The sequence below is a fragment of the Pseudomonas sp. NPDC079367 genome, assembly GCF_044542195.1.
Taxonomy (GTDB): domain Bacteria; phylum Pseudomonadota; class Gammaproteobacteria; order Pseudomonadales; family Pseudomonadaceae; genus Aquipseudomonas.
Map to the genome: position 1 here is coordinate 51,713 of NZ_JBITTW010000018.1, position 19,798 is coordinate 71,510.

Here is a 19,798-nt window from a genome sequence, read left to right on the forward strand (position 1 = left end):
GGCCTCGGCTGGAATCTGCCAGGCTGAGTGAGGTCATCCGACGCACCAACAAGGACATACCGCGACAGCGAGCACGCGGGCCGGGGCCATGCTATGGTCTCGGCCCGACTTTTCTGACCGTTTGCGCCCAGCATGCTGCCGACTTCCCGTACCCTGCGTCTGTCGTTGTATTCCCTGCTGATCATTGCCGGCACGGTCGTGGCCGCGACGCTCGCCATGCGCCACGCCGAGCGGCAGGCGCAGGAAGAAGACGCCGCGCGCGCCAACCAGCAACTGGCGCTGTACGCCAATTCACTGCACACGCTGATCGATCGCTACCGCGCCCTGCCCGCCGTGCTGGCGCTGGATCCGCAATTGCGTTCGGCGCTGGCTGGCCCTGTCGACGCCGCGCAGCAAGCGGCACTGAATCTGAAGCTGGAAAAAATCAACGGTGCAGCGCAATCCTCGACCCTTGAATTGCTGGATCGCACCGGCCGGGCCGTCGCCGCCAGCAACTGGCGCTTGCCCAGCAGCTACGTGGGTCACAATTACGGCTTCCGCCCTTACTTCAGCCAGACTCGCACCCAAGGCACCGGACGTTTTTACGCGGTGGGTGTGACCAGTGGGATTCCCGGTTATTTCCTTTCCAGCGCGGTGCTCGGCGACGACGGCGAGTTCCTCGGTGCGATGGTGGTCAAGCTGGAATTTCCCGAGCTGGAGCGCGAATGGAGCCAGGGCAGCGACACGCTGCTGGTCAGCGATGCGCGCGGGATCATCTTCATCGCCAATCAACCCGGTTGGCGTTATCGCGCCTTGCGGCCGCTGAGCGCGGGCGATCTGGCCGAGATCAAATCCACGCGTCAGTACGACAAACAATCGCTGGTACCGCTGACTCATTTGCCGCTAAGGCGCTTCGATGACAACAGCGATCTGCGCCGGGTCGAGGGCCCGGACGGCACTGCCGACTATCTTTGGGAATCGCTACCACTGACGACCGAGGGCTGGACCCTGCACCTGCTGCGCCGCCCGCACGTGGCTTTCGAGGAATTGCGCAACGCCGCGCTGGCTGCCGCCGGAGTGTGGCTGGCGCTGGTGTTTTTGTTGCTGTTTCTCAATCAGCGCTGGCGGCTGGCCAAGGTCCGTCAGCGCAATCGCGAAGAACTCGAGCGCCTGGTCGAAGAACGCACCCGCGACTTGCGCACCGCGCAGGAAGGTCTGGTGCAATCGGCCAAACTCGCCGCGCTGGGGCAGATGTCCGCCGCGCTGGCCCACGAAATCAATCAACCGCTGACCGCCCAGCGCATGCAACTGGCGACCCTGCGCCTGCTGCTCGAACATGGCCGCGTCGATGACGCCTACAAAGCGCTGAAACCGGTGGACGACATGCTTACGCGCATGGCTGCCCTCACCGGCCATCTCAAGACTTTTGCCCGCAAAAGCCCCAGCGGCTTGCGCGAACGTCTGGATCTGGCAACGGTGGTCGATCAATCGCTGCAACTGCTCGATGCGCGCCTGCGTGACGAGCAGGTCAGCCTGGTGCTGCATCTGGCACGCCCGGCGTGGGTGCGCGGTGATGCGATTCGCCTGGAACAAGTGCTGATCAATGTGCTGCGCAATGCACTGGATGCCATGCAGGGTAAAGCCTGCAAGCGCGTCGAAATCCGCCTCGAAGCGGATGAGCAATTGTGGCGGCTCAGCGTCAGCGACAACGGCGGCGGCATTGCCGAAGAACACCTGGGCCAGGTGTTCGATCCTTTCTTTACCACCAAACCGGTGGGGGACGGTCTCGGCCTGGGGCTGGCGGTCTCATTCGCCATCGTGCATGAATCCGGCGGGCGCCTGAGCGTCGAGAATGGCGAACACGGCGCGGTGTTCAGCCTGACCCTGCCAATCGATCTGGAGGCACACATCTGATGCTCGACTCGGTGATGGTGATCGACGATGAAAGCAGCATTCGCAACGCCGTCGAACAGTGGCTGAGCCTGTCGGGGTTCCAGGTGCAACTGTTCAGCCGCGCCGAAGAATGCCTCGCGGCGCTCCCCGAACATTTTGCCGGAGTGATACTGAGCGACGTGCGCATGCCCGGCATGGACGGTTTGCAATTGCTCGCCGCCGTGCAAAAGCGCGACGCCGATCTGCCAGTGATTCTGCTCACCGGCCATGGCGACGTGCCGATGGCGGTCGAGGCGATGCGCGACGGCGCCTACGACTTTCTGGAAAAACCATTCAGCCCGGAAACGCTGCTGGGCAGCCTGCGCCGGGCGCTGGACAAGCGCCGTCTGGTGCTGGAAAACCGCGCCCTGCACGAGCTGGCCGACAACCGCGCGAAGCTGGATGCGACGCTGCTGGGCGTATCCCGGGGTTTGCAGACATTGCGTCGGCAGGTGCTGGATCTGGCGAAGTTGCCGGTCAACGTGCTGATCCGTGGCGAAACCGGCAGCGGCAAGGAACTGGTCGCGCGTTGCCTGCACGATTTCGGCCCCCGCGCCGGCAAGCCGTTCGTGGCGCTGAACTGCGCGGCGATTCCGGAGCAACTGTTCGAGGCCGAGCTGTTCGGCCATGAGAGCGGCGCGTTTACCGGCGCCTCGGGCAAGCGCATCGGCAAACTGGAATACGCCGATGGCGGCACGCTGTTTCTCGACGAGATCGAAAGCATGCCGCTGGCCCAGCAGGTGAAATTGCTGCGGGTCTTGCAGGAGCAAAAGCTCGAACGGCTGGGATCGAACCAAAGCATTCGTGTCGATTTGCGTATCGTCGCGGCGACCAAACCGGACCTGCTCGACGAAGCCCGCGCCGGGCGTTTTCGCGAGGATCTGGCGTATCGTCTGAACGTTGCCGAACTGCGCCTGCCGCCGCTGCGTGATCGCCGCGAAGACATTCCGTTGCTGTTCGAGACCTTTGCCCACAACGCCGCTCAGCGCCTGGGCCGAACGTTTGCGCCGCTGACAGGCGCGCAATTAAGCCATCTGCTCAGCCACGACTGGCCGGGCAACGTGCGCGAACTGGCCAACGTCGCTGAGCGTCAGGTGTTGGGGCTGGATGAACCGGTCACCGGGATTGACCCTGGGCAATCGCTGGCGGCGCAGCAGGAAGCCTTCGAAGCGCACTGCCTGCGCGCGGCATTGACCCGGAACAAAGGGGATGTGAAAGCGGTGCTTGAGGAGCTGCAACTGCCGCGCCGGACATTCAATGAAAAGATGCAGCGACATGGGTTGAGTCGGGAGATGTTTGTCTCCGACAGCTGAGTTGATCGTTCCCACGCTCCGCGCGGGAATGCAGCCCGGGACGCTCCGCGTCCCCTTCGAAGCCGAAGGCGGAGCGTCTGTTGAGGCATTCCCACGCAGAGCGTGGGAACGATCACATAAGCGGAAATCCGCTCATCGATTCGAATTCTTCGGCAACATTCCGCTCACCCGATCCCGCCCCCCCCTCTAAACCGGCCCTCCCCCCGTTGGCACACCTCCTGCTATAGCCCCAGCAGGCTGCGTTCCGACGCGCTCCACAAAAACAATTAAACGAAGGATCCTTCAATGGATAACTCCAACGCCCTGCCCCTCGGGTCGGCTGCCGTGCCGGCCAAACCGCGAACCACTGCGAGCCGGATCAAATCGATCTTCAGCGGCTCCGTCGGCAACATGGTCGAGTGGTACGACTGGTATGTGTATGCCGCCTTCTCCCTGTACTTCGCCAAGACCTTTTTCCCCGCCGGTTCCACCACCGCGCAGCTGATGAACACCGCCGCGATTTTCGCCGTGGGCTTCCTGATGCGCCCGATCGGTGGCTGGCTGATGGGCATGTACGCCGACAAGGTCGGGCGCAAGAAAGCGCTGATGGCTTCGGTCTACCTGATGTGCTTCGGCTCGCTGCTGATCGCGCTGAGTCCGAACTATGAAACCATCGGCATCGGCGCGCCGATCCTGCTGGTGTTCGCCCGTCTGCTGCAGGGCCTGTCGGTCGGCGGCGAGTACGGTACTTCAGCGACTTACCTGTCCGAGATGGCCACCAAGGAACGTCGCGGCTTCTTCTCCAGCTTCCAGTATGTGACGCTGATTTCCGGCCAGCTCATCGCCCTCGGCGTGTTGATCGTGCTGCAGAACACCCTGACCACCGAACAGCTGTACGCGTGGGGCTGGCGCATTCCGTTTGCCATTGGCGCGCTCTGCGCAGTAGTAGCGCTATACCTGCGTCGCGGCATGGAAGAAACCGAGTCGTTCACCAAGAAAGAAAAGTCCAGAGAAAGCGCTATGCGCACTTTGATGCGCCACCCGAAAGAGCTGTTGACCGTGGTCGGCCTGACCATGGGCGGCACACTGGCGTTCTACACCTACACCACCTACATGCAGAAATACCTGGTGAACACGGTCGGCATGAGCATCTCCGACTCGACCACCATTTCCGCTGCCACGCTGTTCCTGTTCATGTGCCTGCAACCGATCATCGGCGGCCTGTCGGACAAGATCGGCCGGCGTCCGATCCTGATCGCCTTCGGCGTGCTCGGTACGATCTTCACCGTGCCGATCCTGATGACCCTGCACACGATCCAGACCTGGTGGGGCGCGTTCTTCCTGATCATGGCCGCGCTGATCATCGTCAGCGGCTACACCTCGATCAACGCAGTGGTGAAAGCCGAATTGTTCCCGACCGAAATCCGCGCCCTGGGCGTTGGCCTGCCGTACGCACTGACCGTATCGATCTTCGGCGGCACCGCCGAATACATCGCGCTGTGGTTCAAGAGCATCGGCATGGAAACCGGTTACTACTGGTACGTGACAGCGTGCATCGCCGTGTCGCTGCTGGTGTACATCACCATGAAAGACACCCAGAAGCATTCGCGGATCGTGACTGACTGACAGGGCCTTGCAGCCACTGCAACACTGGTTTTGCGACTCGCTCCCACAGAGCAACACATCGCAACTGTTGGAGCGGGCTTGCTCGCGAAAGCGGTGGGTCAGTAAGCATCTCTTGATCGTTCCCACGCTCCGCGTGGGAATGCAGCCGGGGACGCTCTGCGTCCCAAGAGATCGCAGCCTTCGGCAGCTCCTACAGGATCTCGCGTCCGGGTGGAAGTCTGCGCGGTGTCCTAGCAATATGGCTGCATCCGAATGCAGCTCAGGAATCCGCTCCCCATGCCCGATGACATCCACTTCTACGAACCCGCCAACGGCCACGGCCTGCCTCACGATCCGTTCAACGCCATCGTCGGCCCGCGCCCCATCGGCTGGATTTCCTCGCAGGATGCCGAAGGCCGACTCAATCTCGCGCCGTACAGTTTCTTCAACGCCTTCAATTACGTTCCGCCGATCATTGGTTTCTCCAGCGTCGGGCGCAAAGACAGTCTGAACAATATCGAGCAGACCGGTGAGTTCGTCTGGAACCTCGCCACCCGCCCGCTGGCCGAGCAGATGAACCAGAGCTGCGCGATGGTCGCGCCTGAGGTCAACGAGTTTGAATTGGCGGGGCTGACGACCGTGGCGTCAAAGGTGATTTCGGTACCACGGGTCGCCGAAAGCCCGGTGTCCTTCGAGTGCAAGGTCACGCAGATCATCCAGCTGCAACGCGCCGATGGCGAAACCGTGCCGAGCTGGCTGATCCTCGGCGAAGTAGTCGCGGTGCACATCGCCAAATGGCTGCTGAAGGACGGCATCTACGACACCGCCGCCGCACAGCCGATTCTGCGCGGCGGCGGGCCGGCGGATTATTTCCAGCTGGGGCCTGAAGCCCTGTTCAAGATGTGGCGCCCGGGCGCGCAGAAGTAATTACCAGATCAGCTCGGCGTCGTCAGTGACGCCCTTGAGCTTGTCCAGCTCGTTGATGGCTGCGTCATCGGCAGCAATGGCGCCGGGGAACACCTGCTCGTTCAGCAATTTGTGAAAGCGTGGTGCGCCGCCATCGACCAAGGCCTTGACTGCGATAGCCGCGTAATAACCCTTGTTGCCGCCCAGCTCGACGGGGACGACTGCGGAGACTGCTTCGAAGCGTTCAAACTCTTTACGTGCCATGTCGCGGATCCTGGCTCAATAATTAAGCCGGACATTAAACCCTCAACCGGCGAGTTTGTGTATCGGTGCCGAGCATTGACCGAGGGCCTGCGCGGCCGAGACGTCTCTGAAGGTATGAAAGTCGAGGCTGTTGACCACCAGGTCCTGGACCAGCTCGGCGAACACTTCCATCGACGCACTGTTGAAATAAGCAGTCATCATCTGCTGACTGCTCCAGTAGCCGCTGACCAGCCACAGGTCAGTGTCGCACTGCGATTGTTGCAACGAAAAACTCAGGCAGCCGGAGGCTGCGCGCGAGACTTCGATCAACGCGCTCAGGCGCACACCGAGTTCCGCCGAACGCCCGGCCTGGGCACGAACGAAGGCCATATGACTGACAGGCATCTGCTTGGACATGATCAACCCTCCATGAAATCGCGTGGCAGCCGGGGGACGGGCTGCGACTGAAGCAAAGATTAAGGGCCGTAGCGGCTGCGCCGTTAGTCGATTCCTGCCTTCGCGTTGCACAATCCTGCGAGACTTGCCAAAACCCCGGCCGCCACCACGGCCCTGTAGGAGCTGCCGAAGGCTGCGATCTTTTGATCTGAAAAACAAAAATCAAAGATCGCAGCCTTCGGCAGCTCCTACGGTCGGGCGTGTCGGCGACGGTCGCGAACGGCGCGATGCAGAATCAGGCAAGCATTTGGCAGAATGTGTCTACCGCTGCTGCTTGCACAAACATATGCTCTGTTGCATTCCCCCTCTCTTGCCGAGGATGCCGTGCATGACGTCATTCGACCGTTTTCAAGCCAGCGCCGACATGGAAAAGCAGCGCGCGGAGCTGGCGGCGATCATCCGCCGCAACACCAGCGAAGATGGCAGCTACCAGACCGCTATCGGCTCGCTGGTGATGTCGCGCCACACCAAGTCCCATGATTTCGCCCCGGTGCTCGCGCAACCGGCGCTGTGCATCATGGCGCAGGGGCGCAAAGAGGTCCGCCTGGCCGATGAGTTCTTCAACTACGACCCGCTGAATTACCTGGTTGTGTCCGTTTCGATGCCGCTCAGCGGGCGCGTGGTCAACGTCTCGCCAGAGGAGCCGATCCTCGCCGTGCGGCTGGACATCGACCCGACCGAAATCACCGCGCTGATCGCCGACGCCGGCCCGATGGGCGTTCCGACGCGGCCGACCGGACGCGGTCTGTACGTGGAAAAAATCGACAGTGCCATGCTCGACGCGGTGCTGCGTCTGGCGCGGCTGCTCGACGCGCCGAAAGACATTGCCATGCTCGCGCCGCTGATTCGCCGAGAGATTCTCTATCGCCTGCTGCGCAGTCCGCAGGGTCATCGTTTGTACGAGATTGCGATCGCCAACAGCCAGAGCCATCGCATCAGCCAGGCGATCAAATGGCTCAACGGCAATTTCGAGCAGCCGCTGCGCATCAATGATCTGGCCCGGGAAGTGAACCTCAGCGTGTCGACGCTGCATCACCGCTTCAAGGCGATGACCGCGATGAGTCCGTTGCAGTATCAGAAGCAGTTGCGCCTGCAGGAAGCGCGACGCCTGATGTTGACCGAAGGGCTGGAAGCGTCGGCGGCGGGGTATCGGGTGGGCTATGAAAGTCCGTCGCAGTTCAGCCGTGAGTACAGCCGGCTGTTTGGCGCGCCACCGTTGCGAGATCTGGCGCGGCTGCGGCTGTCGGTCTGATCCGGTATCTGAAGCGAGGCTTATGGCGCTTTCGCGAGCAGGCTCGCTCCCTCAGGGAAATGCATTCCAATGTTGGAGCGAGCCTGAACGCGAAGGAGTCAGTCCAGGCGCTACATCTTTGTGATCAGACCGCCCGGATCACATGCTTGATCTCTTGAAAAGCTGCCAACCCCCAAGGCCCCAGCTCACGACCGACACTGCTCTGCTTGTAACCACCCCATGCCGCCTGCGGGAAGATCACCTGTGGCGCATTGATCCACACCAGCCCCGCCTGCAACGCATTGGCCACGCGATCTGCCGTTGCGGCATCACGCGTCACCACACTCGCGACCAAGCCGAACTGGCTGTCGTTGGCCAAGGCAATTGCCTCGGCCTGCGTGCTGAAACTGCGCACACACACCACCGGCCCGAAAATCTCTTCACGCCATAACGCGCTGTCCAGCGGCACATCGGTGAACACCGTCGGTTGCAGAAAATAACCGCGCGGCAGATCCGCCGGACGATTGCCGCCACAGAGCAAACGGGCACCAGCGCTCAGACCACGATCGATATGCCCGAGCACCCGTTGGTACTGCGCCTGATTGACGAGCGCGCCCATCTCGACCTCCGGGTCGAACGGGTCGGCGACTCGAATCGCCTCTGCGCGCTTTTGCAGACGCTGAAGAAATTCATCCATCAATTGCTCGGCGACCAGCACCCGACTGGTGGCTGAACACATTTGCCCGGCGTTGAAGAACGCACCGCCACAGGCCAGTTCCACCGCCAGCTCCAGGTCAGCGTCCGCCAGCACCAGCAACGAAGATTTGCCACCCAATTCCAGGCTCACACCTTTCACTGTTTCGGCAGCGCGTTGCATCACCTGCACGCCAACCGCATTGCTGCCGGTAAAGGAGATTTTGGCAATGCGTGGATCGGCCGATAACGGTGCGCCCACTGCCAGACCGGTGCCGCAGACCAGATTGAACACGCCGCCGGGCAAGCCGGATCCGGCAATGATCGCGGCCAATTCCAGCTCCGGCAACGGCGTCACCTCCGAGGGCTTGAGCACCACGCAGCAACCGGCAGCCAGGGCGGGCGCCAGTTTCCATGCAGTGGTGACCATGGGGAAATTCCACGGCACGATCAGCCCGACCACGCCGCACGGCTCACGACGCAGGCGTGCGCTGAAATCCTCGCTTGGCAGCGGCACGTTGCTGTCCTGCCTGGCGTCGAGGCCTTCGGCGAGCTCGGCGTAATAGTCGAAAGTGGCGGCCACGTCATCGACATCGATGGCCGCTTCGAACTGCGGTTTGCCGTTGTTGCTCGACTGCAATTTCATCAAATGCTCGCGACCGTTGCGCACGCCATTGGCAATGTTGCGCAGGACCGCAGCGCGCTCGGCGCCGGTGGTTTTCGACCAGTGTTCGAACGCCTCGGTCGCTGCGCTGATCGCTTGCTCCACGGCGTGTTCGTCACCGCCATTGACCGTGGTCAGCAGCGCCTCGCTGGCGGGATTGATCACGCGCAGATGTTCGCGGCCCGACGACCATTGGCCGTTGATGTAGAGACCGTCGAGTGTGGTCGGGAAACTGATCATTTGGCCACCGCCTGCATCCACTGGTTCTGGTCGATTTCAATCAGCGTCGGGCCTTGCCGGTCCGTCGCCTTGCGCAGCGCTGCGCGCAGCTCTTCAACGCTGCCGATGGTTTGCGCAGCGCAGCCGAGGCCCTTGGCTACGGCAACGAAGTCAGGGGTGTAGATGTCCACGCCGACCGGTTCGATGGCGCGGTTGACCATGTACTTTTTGATCTCCTCGTAACCCTGGTTATTCCACAGCAGGACGATCACCGGCACCCGCGCTTCGACGGCGCTGGCCAGTTCCGGCAGCGTGAACTGCAAGCCGCCGTCGCCGATCAGGCACACCACTGGCGGGCGCGCGCCGTTATCGGGTTGCCCACCGAGCCACGCACCAATTGCCGCCGGCAATGCATAGCCGAGGGTGCCGTAACCGGTGGATGCATTGAACCAGCGGCGTGGTCGCTCGGGGTTGAAAGTGAGATTGCCGGTGTACACCGGTTGCGTCGAGTCGCCGACGAACACCGCTTCGGGCAATTCGTGCAACACGGTTTCAAGCAAACACGTCTGCGCCAGCGTCGGCGCATCCCAGCTCGCCGCCAATTCATCACGCAGACGCGCGGCGCGAACCTGGCCCCAATCATTGCGGCGATCGGCCAGCGGCTTTTGCGTCAGCGTACTGAGCAACGCTTGCGCGGCGTTGCGCGCATCAGCGACCAGTGCGACGTGCGGCGGGTAGTTGCGCACGGTCTGATCGGCATCGATGTCGATGCGCAGCAGCTTGCCGGGAATCTCGAAGCCGCCGGCGAAGGTCACGTCGTAATCGGTCTCGGCCAGCTCGGTGCCGATCGCCAGCACCACGTCCGCTTCAGCGACCAGTGCGCGGGTGGCGACCAGGCTTTGCGTCGAACCGATCAACAACGGATGGCTGGTCGGCAGCATGCCTTTGGCGTTGATGGTCAGCGCCACTGGAGCGTCGAGCAATTCGGCGATTTGCGTGAGCTGCGGCGCCGCGTCGATAGCGCCGCCACCAGCGAGAATCAGCGGACGTTGCGCGTTAGCGAGCAGTTCGCTCATGCGACTCACCGCAGCCGGTGCGGCGCCGGCACGGTCGATATTCACCGGCAGGCTGGCGAGCAGGTCATCGGCTTGTTCCACCAGCACGTCCAGCGGAATTTCGATGTGCACCGGACGCGGTCGCCCGGCCTGGAACAAGGCAAACGCACGCGCCAACAGCACCGGAAGTTCGGCGGCGGACATCAGCGTGTGCGAAAACGCTGCGACGCCGCCGACCAGTGCGCTTTGATTCGGCAGTTCATGCAACTTGCCGCGCCCACCGCCCAACTGGCTGCGTGACTGCACGCTGGAAATCACCAGCATCGGAATCGAATCGGCGTAAGCCTGACCCATGGCCGTGGTGATATTGGTCATGCCCGGGCCGGTGATGATGAAGCACACACCGGGTTTGCCGCTGGTACGCGCATAGCCGTCGGCCATGAAACCCGCGCCCTGTTCGTGGCGAGGCGTGACGTGGTTGATGCTCGAACGGGCCAGACCTCGGTACAGCTCAACGGTGTGCACACCGGGAATGCCGAATACCTGTTCGACCCCATAACTCTCGAGTAACTTGACCAGTACTTCGCCGCACGTTGCCATGTTGATTGCCTGTTGTTGTTCGCTGAAACACAGATTCCCTGTGGAAGCGGGTCTGCACATGGGTCTATTGGAACGGCGCGCAGCTGGCAGCAACAATCGATTAAAAGTCATACTAGCCATGTCCTCACGTCATACCTCGGATCGCCATGAAACGCCTGCCTCCCCTGCCCGCTCTGCATACGTTCTGGATCACCGCGCAATGCTGCAACTTCACCCGCGCCGCCGAGCAGCTGCACATCACTCAGGGCGCGGTAAGCCGACAGATCGCCGGGCTGGAAGAACAGCTCGGTTATCCGTTGTTCATTCGTTTGGCCAGAGGCCTGGCGCTGACGGCCGAAGGACGGGAATGGTTACCGCAGGTGGAGAAGGTCTTCGGGCTGATCAGTGAAGCAACCGAGCAGATCGGTCAGGCGCGGCAAACCTTGCAACTCAAGGCACCAAGCTGCGTGATGCGCTGGCTGCTGCCGCGCCTGCTGCAATGGCAGAAGGAGCGCCCGGACGTGCCGGTGAAGCTGACAGCGTCGCTGCAACACGGTGTGGATTTTCAGCGCGAGCAATTCGATGCCGCCGTGATTTACGGCCCGCCACCGGACCATTCGCCAGGCGCGCTGCATCTGTTCGACGAACAACTGACACCGGTCTGCTCGCCGCAACTGCTCAAAGGTTCGCCCGCACTGAAATCACCGAATGATCTGCAGGAGCATCTGTTATTGCATCCGACCCACGATATTCACGACTGGTCGGTGTGGCTTGATGCGGCGGGTTTGCAACTGAGTAACCTGGGCAGCGGCCAGCATTTCGAAACGCTGGATCAGGCGATGTCGATGGCCTCCCATGGCACGGGAGTAGCGATCGGGGATTGGTCGCTGATTGGTGATGATCTGAACGCCGGACGGCTGGTGATGCCGTTTGAATTGAAGGTGAAGACGGGGTTGGCGTATTACGTGGTGGTGCCTGCTGGAGCCGAACCCTCGCCGCAACTTGAGGAACTGATGCTCTGGCTGGTTGAGCAGGCTCATACCCGCTTACCACACAAATCCTTGTAGGAGCTGCCGAAGGCTGCGATCTTTTGATTTTGCTTTTCAAGATCAGGATCAAAAGATCGCAGCCTTCGGCAGCTCCTACAGGGATAGCATCTCTGATCAGTAGCCGACGGTGTAGCGCTGGCGCGAATGCTTCGGCGTTTCCACTTCGTCCATCAGCGCAATCGCATAATCGGCAAAGGTGATCCAGCTTCGCCCTTGGGCACTGACCAACAGATGGTCCTTGCCGACCCGGAATGTGCCGCTGCGCTCACCCTCGACAAACTCAGCCGATGGCGACAAAAAGGTCCAGTCCAGTTCCTGCTCTTGCCGCAACGCTTCAAGAAACGCTGCGCCAGCACTCGCCTCGGTTTTGTATTCGGCCGGGAAACCGGCGCTGTCGATCACCCGCGTACCGTCCGGCAGCAACAGCGAACCGGCGCCGCCGACCACCAACAAACGCTTCACACCCGCCTGCTTCACCGGCCCGACAATCGCCGAGGCCGGCACGGTGGCGAAGTGCGCTGCGCTGATCACCACGTCGTGACCGGCCACCGCCGCTTGCAGCGCAGCCGAATCCAGCACGTCGAGATTTTTGTTGACGACACCGGCACGGCTGCCGATTTTCGAGGTATCGCGGGCGATGGCGGTGACGCTGTGACCGCGACGCAGGGCTTCTTCCAGCAGTTGGCTACCGGCACGTCCGGTGGCGCCAATGATTGCGATCTTGCTCATGAGATTCTCCAGTGGGCTTGAAAATGCTGCGTGTTCAGGTTCGGCTTACCACTGCATCTCGCCCTTGGCGACTTTCGCACTGAGTTCCAGCGAACTTTCCTCGCCGAGTTGCGGGTAGCGTTTTTGCATCGCCGCGATCAGTGCAGCAGAGTCTTTCGCTTTGGCGGTTTCGGCATCAAAGGCCTTGATGTAATCAGCGGTGAATTTCACGCTGGCCAGCGAGCGGCTGCTGTCACCCAGGTAATGGCCGGGCACCACGGTTTGCGGTTTCAGGGTTTCGATGGTGTGCAGAGTGTGCAGCCAATCGGCGTGGGATTGCGCAGTCTGAGTGTCGGCCATCCACACATGAATGTTCTCGGCGACCACTACGCCACCGACCACCGCTTTGAGCGAAGGGATCCATACGAAACTGCGATCCGGCTGTTTGCCGTCGAGTCCGATCACCTGCAATTTCTTGCCTTCGAGGATCAGGCTGTTGCCCTTGAGCACGTCGGGGACGATGGTTTTTGCCGGCACGTCGGCGCCCATTTTCGGCCCCCAGTAGGCCAGTTTGCCGTCAACGGTGTGTTTGATGTGATCGACGGTCGGTTGCGAGGCCAGCACTTTCGCCTGCGGGAATGCCTGGGTCAGGGTGTCAAGGCCGAAGTAGTAATCCGGATCGCCGTGGCTGATGTAGATAGTGGTCAATTGCTTACCGCTGGCGCGGATCTTTTCCACCACCTGCTCGGCCTGGGATTTGCCGAATTGCGCGTCAACCAGAATCGCTTCTTTCTCTCCGCTGACCAGCACCGAGCTGACCGGGAAAATCGCCTGGATGCCCGGGTTGTAGACATCGAGGCTCAGCTCGCCAGCGGATGCCTGGGCGGCAAAGCCGAAAAATGCGGTGGCGAGCAGAACGCGTTTGAAGGGGGTGAAGCCGATCATGTGTTGCTCCGGATTGCGAATGCCAGTTTGGCGATGCAGCAGAGCTTAGTTGCCAGACTCAGTACAAAAAATGCGATGCTTGAACATAGTTTGTTTCTGAAAGCGGGCAAATCATGGATCGGCTTCAAGCAATGCGGGTATTCGTCACCGTGGTGGATCTGGGCAGCCAATCGGCGGCGGCCGATCACCTCGACCTGTCGCGGCCGGTGGTGTCGCGCTATCTGGCGGAGCTGGAAGACTGGGTCGGCGCGCGGCTGATGCACCGCACCACGCGCAAATTGAGCCTGACCGCTGCCGGCAGTGAAATCCTCCCGCGCTGTCGGCAGATGATCGACCTGTCGCACGACATGCAGGCCGCCGTGAGCGAACCCGATGACGCGCCGCGTGGCCTGCTGCGGATCAGTGTCAGCACTTCGTTTGGCCAGGCACAACTGGCCGATGCGGTCGCGGCGTACGTCAGGCTTTACCCCGGCGTGAGTATCGATCTGCAGATGCTCGACCGCACGGTGAATCTGGTCGATGAACGCATCGATCTGGCGATTCGCACCAGCAACGATCTCGATCCGAATCTGATCGCCCGGCGCCTGACCGTGTGCCGTTCGGTGGTCTGCGCCGCGCCGGCTTATCTGCTTGAGCAACCGGCGCCGCGAACAGTTGAAGATTTGAGCCGGCACAACTGCCTGACCCACTCCTATTTCGGCAAGAGCCTGTGGCATTTCGAGGAGGATGGCGAACCGGTTTCGGTGCCGGTGCAGGGCAATATCAGCGCCAACGAAGCCAGCACCTTACTGCGTGCAACCCTGGCCGGCGCAGGGATAGCGATGCTGCCGACCTACCAGGCCGGGGTGCATATTCACAACGGCGAACTGCTGCGTTTGCTGCCGCATGCCGAGCCGCGACAGATGAATATGTACGCGGTGTACGCCTCGCGCAAACACATGCCGGCGGCACTGCGCAGCATGCTCGACTTTCTGGTGCAGCGTTTCCCGGAGAACCCCGCGTGGGATGTGGGACTGTAAAGTCAAAAGATCGCAGCCTTCGGCAGCTCCTTCATTTGGGATGCGTTTCCCCTGTAGGAGTTGCCGAAGGCTGCGATCTTTTGATCTTGTTCTATGCTCAAGGTAATACCGCAAGGTAGACGTTCAGAGGTCGAACACCATGAACATCAAAACAAAAAGATACGCCGCCATCTTCATTACCTGCGCCGCCACGCTGGCGCTGTACGGCACCGCTGCCTGGCGGGTCGAGCAGTTGCGTCAGCTGCCGCGCGAGTATGCGAGTTGCAACTATGAGCGGTGTATTCCGCACAATGCCACGCTGAACGCATTGCGCTGATAGACCTGAACTGGAATGCAAGCTCGCTCCCACAGATATTTGGTGGTGATATTAAGGTTGTTGCTCGGCCTTCAAGCGGTCGCGGAATGCCTTCGGCGAAATCCCCACCCGGCGGCGGAACAGCCGCGTGAAGTTGGTCGGATCGGAAAAGCCCAACAACTCCGACATCTCGTAAATTGTCATGCTGGTGTAGGTCAGGAGGCGCTTGGCTTCCAGCAACTGGCGCTCGTGCATGATCTGCAACGCCGGTTGCCCGGCCAGTTCACGGCAGGTGCCGTTGAGGTGCGACACGGAGATGCCAAGGCGATGGGCGAGGTCTTCGACCTTGACGTGCTGGCGGTAAGTCTCTTCCACCAACTGAATGAAGCCGTTGAGGTATTCGCGCTGGCGTTGCGGCCGTTGACTGGCCTTGTGACGGACGATCGCCTGGCGACTGACCCAGACCATGATCACGCTGACCAGCGAATGCATGAGCATTTCCCGCGCCGGTTGATGGCCGTTGTACTCGGCCTGCAACGCTGAAAACAGACTGTTGAGATAATCGCCATCCTTGCCGGCCGGGTAGTTTTCCACCCGAGCCAACGCGTGTACCGAATCGCCCAATTGCGCCTGCAAATGGTTGATCAGCGGCGTGGCCAAGGTGACGATGAAGCCTTCAACATCCTCGGAAAAACGAAACCCATGCACCGATAAAGGTGGCAGCACCTGAATCGCTGGCGTCTGGAGTTGCGTACGCTGCCCTTCGATTTCAAGCGCTGCCTGACCTTTGAAAACGAACAGCAACTGGCACAGATCCGCGTGGCGGTGAGGTTTGATTTCCCACTGGTGTTCGCGACTGCGCGAGGAGATGGTTTCACAGTGCAGCAAGTCCGGGGTCGGCCAGTCCAGGCTTTCGCCATAGAGCTTGAACACCGGAATCGAAGGCAGGGCAGGCTTGTTCATCACTTCAATCCAGGCCTCGGGTTTTGGGCGATAATCGCACCGATTGGCAGAATGTACAGGTATCGGCTCAGTTTTCACCTTCAATTGACAGACCCGCAAGGGAAAAATGCAAGCACTCGATCCATAAAATCAGTCACCGGCGATTGCTGCGTGATGCTTGCGAGTCATAAAAACAATGAAAACCCTGAAAACCCAAGTCGCCATTATTGGCGCCGGTCCTTCCGGACTGCTCCTCGGCCAGTTGCTGCACAACGCTGGCATCGACACCCTCATCCTCGAACGCCAGACTCCTGATTATATTCTCGGGCGCATTCGGGCCGGCGTGCTTGAACAAGGCATGGTAGAGCTGCTGCGTCAGGCCGGCGTCGGTGAGCGAATGGATGCCGAAGGTCTGGTTCATGGCGGCTTCGATCTGGCGCTGGACGGGCGTCAGGTGCACATCGACCTGCACGCGCTGACCGGCGGCAAAACAGTAATGGTCTACGGCCAGACCGAAGTCACCCGCGACCTGATGGCCGCTCGTCGGGAGGCTGGCGCGCCGACGATTTATCAGGCGAGCAATGTCGTTCCCCACGGTATGAAAAGCGACGAAGCCTTCGTCACGTTCGAAAAGGACGGCGAAAGCTGGCGCGTCGATTGCGATTACATCGCCGGTTGCGATGGTTTCCATGGCGTCGCCCGCCAGTCGATTCCGGCCGATTGTCTGAAGATTTTCGAGCGGGTTTATCCGTTCGGCTGGTTGGGCATTCTCGCCGACACACCGCCGGTCCACGACGAATTGGTCTACGCCCGCCACGAGCGCGGCTTCGCTTTGTGCAGCATGCGTTCGGCCACCCGAACGCGCTATTACCTGCAAGTGCCGGCGGATGAAAACGCCGACGACTGGAGCGACCAGCGTTTCTGGGATGAGCTGAAAAAACGCCTGCCGGACGCCCTCGCGGAAAAACTGGTGACCGGTCCTTCGATCGAAAAAAGCATCGCGCCGCTGCGCAGTTTTGTCGTCGAGCCAATGCAATACGGGCGCATGTTCCTCGTCGGCGACGCAGCGCACATTGTCCCGCCTACTGGCGCCAAGGGCTTGAACCTGGCCGGCAGCGATGTCAGCACGTTGTTCAATATTCTGCTGAAGGTCTATCGCGAAAATCGTACTGATCTGCTGGAAAAATACTCTGAGATCTGCCTGCGCCGAGTATGGAAAGCCGAACGGTTTTCCTGGTGGATGACTTCGATGCTGCATCGTTTCGACGAACACGATGAATTCAGCCAGCGCATCAGCGCTTCTGAGCTGGACTACTTCGTCAGCTCCGAGGCTGGGCAAAAAACCATTGCAGAAAATTACGTCGGGCTTCCGTACGAGGCTATCGAATAGCCTGCTATCGACTTACACTGGCGAGCACTTACCCGCTCGCCTTGTCCATGCGGGTCAATCACTGCCCGCAGGTTTTCCGTGACCCCTCTCAATCAGCCTGAAACGCCCAAACCGGCCATTCGCAGCGTGCTGGTCGCCTTGATGATGGCGATCTTCCTCGGTGCGCTGGACCAGACCATCGTCGCCGTGTCGATGCCGGCGATCTCCGCGCAATTCAAGGACGTCAGCCTGCTGGCCTGGGTGATTTCCGGTTACATGGTGGCGATGACCGTGGCGGTGCCGATCTACGGCAAGCTCGGCGACCTGTACGGGCGGCGCAAACTGATGCTGTTCGGCATGGGCCTGTTCACCCTCGCCTCGTTGTTCTGCGGCATGGCGCAGAGCATGGAACAACTGGTGCTGGCACGGATCCTTCAGGGCATCGGCGCCGGTGGCATGATCTCGGTGAGTCAGGCGATCATCGGCGACATTGTCCCGCCGCGTGAGCGCGGGCGCTATCAGGGTTACTTCAGCAGCATGTACGCCGTGGCCAGTGTCGCGGGGCCGGTGCTTGGCGGCTACATGACCGAATACCTGTCGTGGCGCTGGGTGTTTCTGATCAACCTGCCATTGGGCCTCGGCGCCTGGTGGGTGGCGCGCCGCAATCTGCGCGGCTTGCCGATTCCGCAGCGCAAACCGGTGATCGATTACCTCGGCACGGTGCTGATGATCATCGGCCTCACGACCTTGTTGCTCGGCATCACAGAAGTCGGCCAGGGTCATACATGGCGCAGCCGCGAAGTGCTCGGCCTGTTCGCCTGCGCCGTGATCGTATTGGCGCTGTTTGTCTGGCATGAGCGCCGGGCGCGCGAGCCGTTGCTGCCGATGCACCTGTTCGCCAACCGTAATGCGCTGCTGTGCTGGTGCACGATTTTCTTCACCAGTTTCCAGGCCATCTCGCTGATCGTGCTGATGCCGCTGCGCTTTCAAAGCGTTACCGGCGCTGGCGCCGACAGCGCGGCGTTGCACTTGCTGCCACTGGCGATGGGCTTGCCGATCGGCGCCTATTTCGCCGGCCGCCGCACCTCAATCACTGGGCGCTACAAACCGCAGATCCTTACCGGCGCGATCCTCATGCCGATCTCGATTCTCGGCATGGCCTTCAGTCCGCCACAAGCAACGCTGCTCAGCGGTTTGTTCATGCTGCTCAGCGGTATAGCCGGCGGCATGCAGTTCCCCACCTCGCTGGTCGGCACGCAAAACTCGGTGGAACAACGCGATATCGGCGTCGCCACCAGCACCACCAACCTGTTCCGCTCCTTGGGCGGTGCGGTGGGCGTAGCGTTGATGTCGGCGCTGTTGCTGGCATTGCTGCACGACTCCAGTGTCGCCCACCTGGCGAACAGTGCGCTGATCAGCGAAGGCCATTCGGGCAACGTCCTGCTCGATGGCCTGAACGCCGCGCCGGGCGATGCACAGCACGCCTTGCGCGCGGAGCTGCTGGTGACCTTCCGCCACTTGCTCTGGGTCAGCACGGCGGTGTCGCTGCTGGGGCTGGCAGCGGCGATTGCCATGCCGAACAACCTGTTGCGCGGGCGGGAGCACGGCGCCCGCTGACGGCAAAAGATCGCAGCCTTCGGCAGCGCCTACAGAAGAACGCTTTCCCATGTAGGGGCTGCCGAGGGCTGCGATCTTTTGATCTTCAAGGGCTGTAGTAACCCACCGCGACGAGGAAGTGTCCGACCTTTTTAAGGTAGGCATGCTTGTCCTCGATCTTGCCGGTCACGGGGTTTTTCCAGCGGTATTCGTATTCGCCTTCATCCTGCTTGCCGATCAGCGCCAGAATCGGCTCGCCCACGGGTTTTCCTTCAGGGTCCTTGACCTTGCCGAAATCGGTGTTGATCAAACGCAGATTGGTGCCGTGGGCGACGTAGCGCTGGTTGTCCAGATCGACCACGAACACATACAGGTCATCCTGCAGATAACCGCCCTTGAGCGAGTTGATCGCGGTCAGCGTGCCCTTCTCGTCCTTGGTCAGATCCGTCGCGGCCTTATCCAGTAGCGCTTTGGCTTGTTCTGCCGAAGCGCGTGGCAAGTAGTAACCCACCGCAAGAATTCGCTGCCCGACGCGCTGATAGAACACATGCTTGCGCTCGACCTTGCCGTCGGCCCAGTTCTGCCAGCGGTATTCGGCCTGCTGAATGCCGTTGCCTTCCGGCACTTTCAACGCATCCTTGAATGCCTTTTGCAGATCCGGCCCGAGTACTTCGCTGACATCACGGCCGATCAGTGCCGATGACGGCCCGCCACTGGCAAGCATGACGCCTTTGGTGTCGAGGACGAACACGTAGCGATCCTTGTCGACAAATTCACCCTGGCGACTGAATGCGGCGAAGGCTTTGTCGCCGTTGTCGTGGTAGTAAGCCAGAGCTTTTTCCAGTAAGGCGATAGCGGCCTGACTGTCGTCCTTTGCAGCGGTGGCGGCGCTGGCCTGGCCGACACTGGCCAACAAGATCAGGCCGAGCCAGGCCACTTTATGCAAAAACCCCATAGCGCATCCCTCGTTCTTTTTGGTGTTTCAAGAGCGTAGACGGCTTGCGGTCATGTAGAGATATTC

The 19,798-nt window shown here is 61.0% G+C and carries 18 protein-coding genes; 10 read left to right on the forward strand and 8 right to left on the reverse strand.

Annotated elements, in window-relative coordinates:
* The first annotated feature begins 132 nt into the window (after positions 1 to 132).
* From ACIGDJ_RS16030 to ACIGDJ_RS16045, 4 genes are all read left to right on the forward strand, one after another.
* A complete protein-coding gene (locus ACIGDJ_RS16030) occupies positions 133 to 1,893 on the forward strand; it encodes an ATP-binding protein (RefSeq protein ID WP_397479441.1) in 1,761 nt (586 codons plus the stop codon).
* Entirely contained in the window at positions 1,893 to 3,224 is a 1,332-nt protein-coding gene (locus ACIGDJ_RS16035; RefSeq protein WP_101155669.1) for a sigma-54 dependent transcriptional regulator, read from the forward strand. The genes ACIGDJ_RS16030 and ACIGDJ_RS16035 overlap by 1 nt, the downstream gene beginning before the upstream one ends.
* Before the next feature lie 285 nt (positions 3,225 to 3,509).
* Positions 3,510 to 4,829 carry an MFS transporter gene (locus ACIGDJ_RS16040; protein WP_101162249.1) on the forward strand — a complete coding sequence of 440 codons (1,320 nt, stop codon included), beginning with the start codon at positions 3,510 to 3,512 and terminating at the stop codon, positions 4,827 to 4,829.
* Positions 4,830 to 5,105: 276 nt separating this feature from the next.
* On the forward strand, positions 5,106 to 5,735 hold the full coding sequence (locus tag ACIGDJ_RS16045; RefSeq protein ID WP_071173402.1) for a flavin reductase family protein: 630 nt from the start codon (positions 5,106 to 5,108) through the stop codon (positions 5,733 to 5,735).
* Here ACIGDJ_RS16045 and ACIGDJ_RS16050 read toward each other — a convergent pair whose 3' ends face one another.
* Both ACIGDJ_RS16050 and ACIGDJ_RS16055 read right to left on the reverse strand, forming a co-directional pair.
* Complete coding sequence (locus ACIGDJ_RS16050) at positions 5,736 to 5,978, reverse strand: hypothetical protein (protein ID WP_041479831.1); 243 nt, start codon at positions 5,976 to 5,978, stop codon at positions 5,736 to 5,738.
* Positions 5,979 to 6,020: 42 nt separating this feature from the next.
* Positions 6,021 to 6,374, reverse strand: coding sequence for a putative quinol monooxygenase (locus ACIGDJ_RS16055; protein WP_101162247.1), 354 nt, complete (start codon positions 6,372 to 6,374; stop codon positions 6,021 to 6,023).
* Between the two features lie 367 nt (positions 6,375 to 6,741).
* Between ACIGDJ_RS16055 and ACIGDJ_RS16060 the strand changes: the two genes are divergently transcribed.
* Entirely contained in the window at positions 6,742 to 7,665 is a 924-nt protein-coding gene (locus ACIGDJ_RS16060) for an AraC family transcriptional regulator N-terminal domain-containing protein (RefSeq protein ID WP_397479440.1), read from the forward strand.
* Between the two features lie 124 nt (positions 7,666 to 7,789).
* On the opposite strand, the gene ACIGDJ_RS16065 is transcribed toward ACIGDJ_RS16060, so the two are convergent.
* Both ACIGDJ_RS16065 and ACIGDJ_RS16070 read right to left on the reverse strand, forming a co-directional pair.
* A complete protein-coding gene (locus ACIGDJ_RS16065) occupies positions 7,790 to 9,238 on the reverse strand; it encodes an aldehyde dehydrogenase family protein (protein WP_397479458.1) in 1,449 nt (482 codons plus the stop codon).
* Positions 9,238 to 10,875, reverse strand: coding sequence for a 5-guanidino-2-oxopentanoate decarboxylase (locus ACIGDJ_RS16070; protein WP_397479439.1), 1,638 nt, complete (start codon positions 10,873 to 10,875; stop codon positions 9,238 to 9,240). The genes ACIGDJ_RS16065 and ACIGDJ_RS16070 overlap by 1 nt, the downstream gene beginning before the upstream one ends.
* 146 nt (positions 10,876 to 11,021) lie before the next feature.
* Here ACIGDJ_RS16070 and ACIGDJ_RS16075 point away from each other — a divergent pair, with 146 nt between their 5' ends.
* Positions 11,022 to 11,921, forward strand: a complete 900-nt coding sequence (locus tag ACIGDJ_RS16075; protein ID WP_101162239.1) for a LysR substrate-binding domain-containing protein — start codon at positions 11,022 to 11,024, stop codon at positions 11,919 to 11,921.
* A 96-nt stretch (positions 11,922 to 12,017) separates the two neighbouring features.
* Here ACIGDJ_RS16075 and ACIGDJ_RS16080 read toward each other — a convergent pair whose 3' ends face one another.
* Both ACIGDJ_RS16080 and ACIGDJ_RS16085 read right to left on the reverse strand, forming a co-directional pair.
* Positions 12,018 to 12,632 (reverse strand): NAD(P)-dependent oxidoreductase, encoded by a 615-nt coding sequence (locus tag ACIGDJ_RS16080; RefSeq protein WP_101162237.1) that lies wholly within the window; start codon positions 12,630 to 12,632, stop codon positions 12,018 to 12,020.
* 45 nt (positions 12,633 to 12,677) lie between these two features.
* Positions 12,678 to 13,556, reverse strand: coding sequence for an MBL fold metallo-hydrolase (locus ACIGDJ_RS16085; protein WP_397479438.1), 879 nt, complete (start codon positions 13,554 to 13,556; stop codon positions 12,678 to 12,680).
* 113 nt (positions 13,557 to 13,669) lie between these two features.
* Between ACIGDJ_RS16085 and ACIGDJ_RS16090 the strand changes: the two genes are divergently transcribed.
* Both ACIGDJ_RS16090 and ACIGDJ_RS16095 read left to right on the forward strand, forming a co-directional pair.
* Complete coding sequence (locus ACIGDJ_RS16090; RefSeq protein WP_397479437.1) at positions 13,670 to 14,575, forward strand: LysR family transcriptional regulator; 906 nt, start codon at positions 13,670 to 13,672, stop codon at positions 14,573 to 14,575.
* A gap of 139 nt (positions 14,576 to 14,714) precedes the next feature.
* Positions 14,715 to 14,891: a hypothetical protein gene (locus tag ACIGDJ_RS16095; RefSeq protein WP_016773438.1), complete on the forward strand. Its 177-nt coding sequence runs from the start codon at positions 14,715 to 14,717 to the stop codon at positions 14,889 to 14,891.
* A 51-nt stretch (positions 14,892 to 14,942) separates the two neighbouring features.
* On the opposite strand, the gene ACIGDJ_RS16100 is transcribed toward ACIGDJ_RS16095, so the two are convergent.
* Entirely contained in the window at positions 14,943 to 15,833 is an 891-nt protein-coding gene (locus ACIGDJ_RS16100; RefSeq protein ID WP_397479436.1) for a helix-turn-helix domain-containing protein, read from the reverse strand.
* A gap of 175 nt (positions 15,834 to 16,008) precedes the next feature.
* Here ACIGDJ_RS16100 and pobA point away from each other — a divergent pair, with 175 nt between their 5' ends.
* Complete coding sequence (gene pobA / locus ACIGDJ_RS16105) at positions 16,009 to 17,202, forward strand: 4-hydroxybenzoate 3-monooxygenase (protein WP_397479435.1); 1,194 nt, start codon at positions 16,009 to 16,011, stop codon at positions 17,200 to 17,202.
* A gap of 78 nt (positions 17,203 to 17,280) precedes the next feature.
* Entirely contained in the window at positions 17,281 to 18,798 is a 1,518-nt protein-coding gene (locus ACIGDJ_RS16110; RefSeq protein WP_397479434.1) for an MDR family MFS transporter, read from the forward strand.
* An 85-nt stretch (positions 18,799 to 18,883) separates the two neighbouring features.
* On the opposite strand, the gene ACIGDJ_RS16115 is transcribed toward ACIGDJ_RS16110, so the two are convergent.
* A complete protein-coding gene (locus ACIGDJ_RS16115; RefSeq protein ID WP_397479433.1) occupies positions 18,884 to 19,732 on the reverse strand; it encodes a cache domain-containing protein in 849 nt (282 codons plus the stop codon).
* Between the last annotated feature and the right edge of the window lie 66 nt (positions 19,733 to 19,798).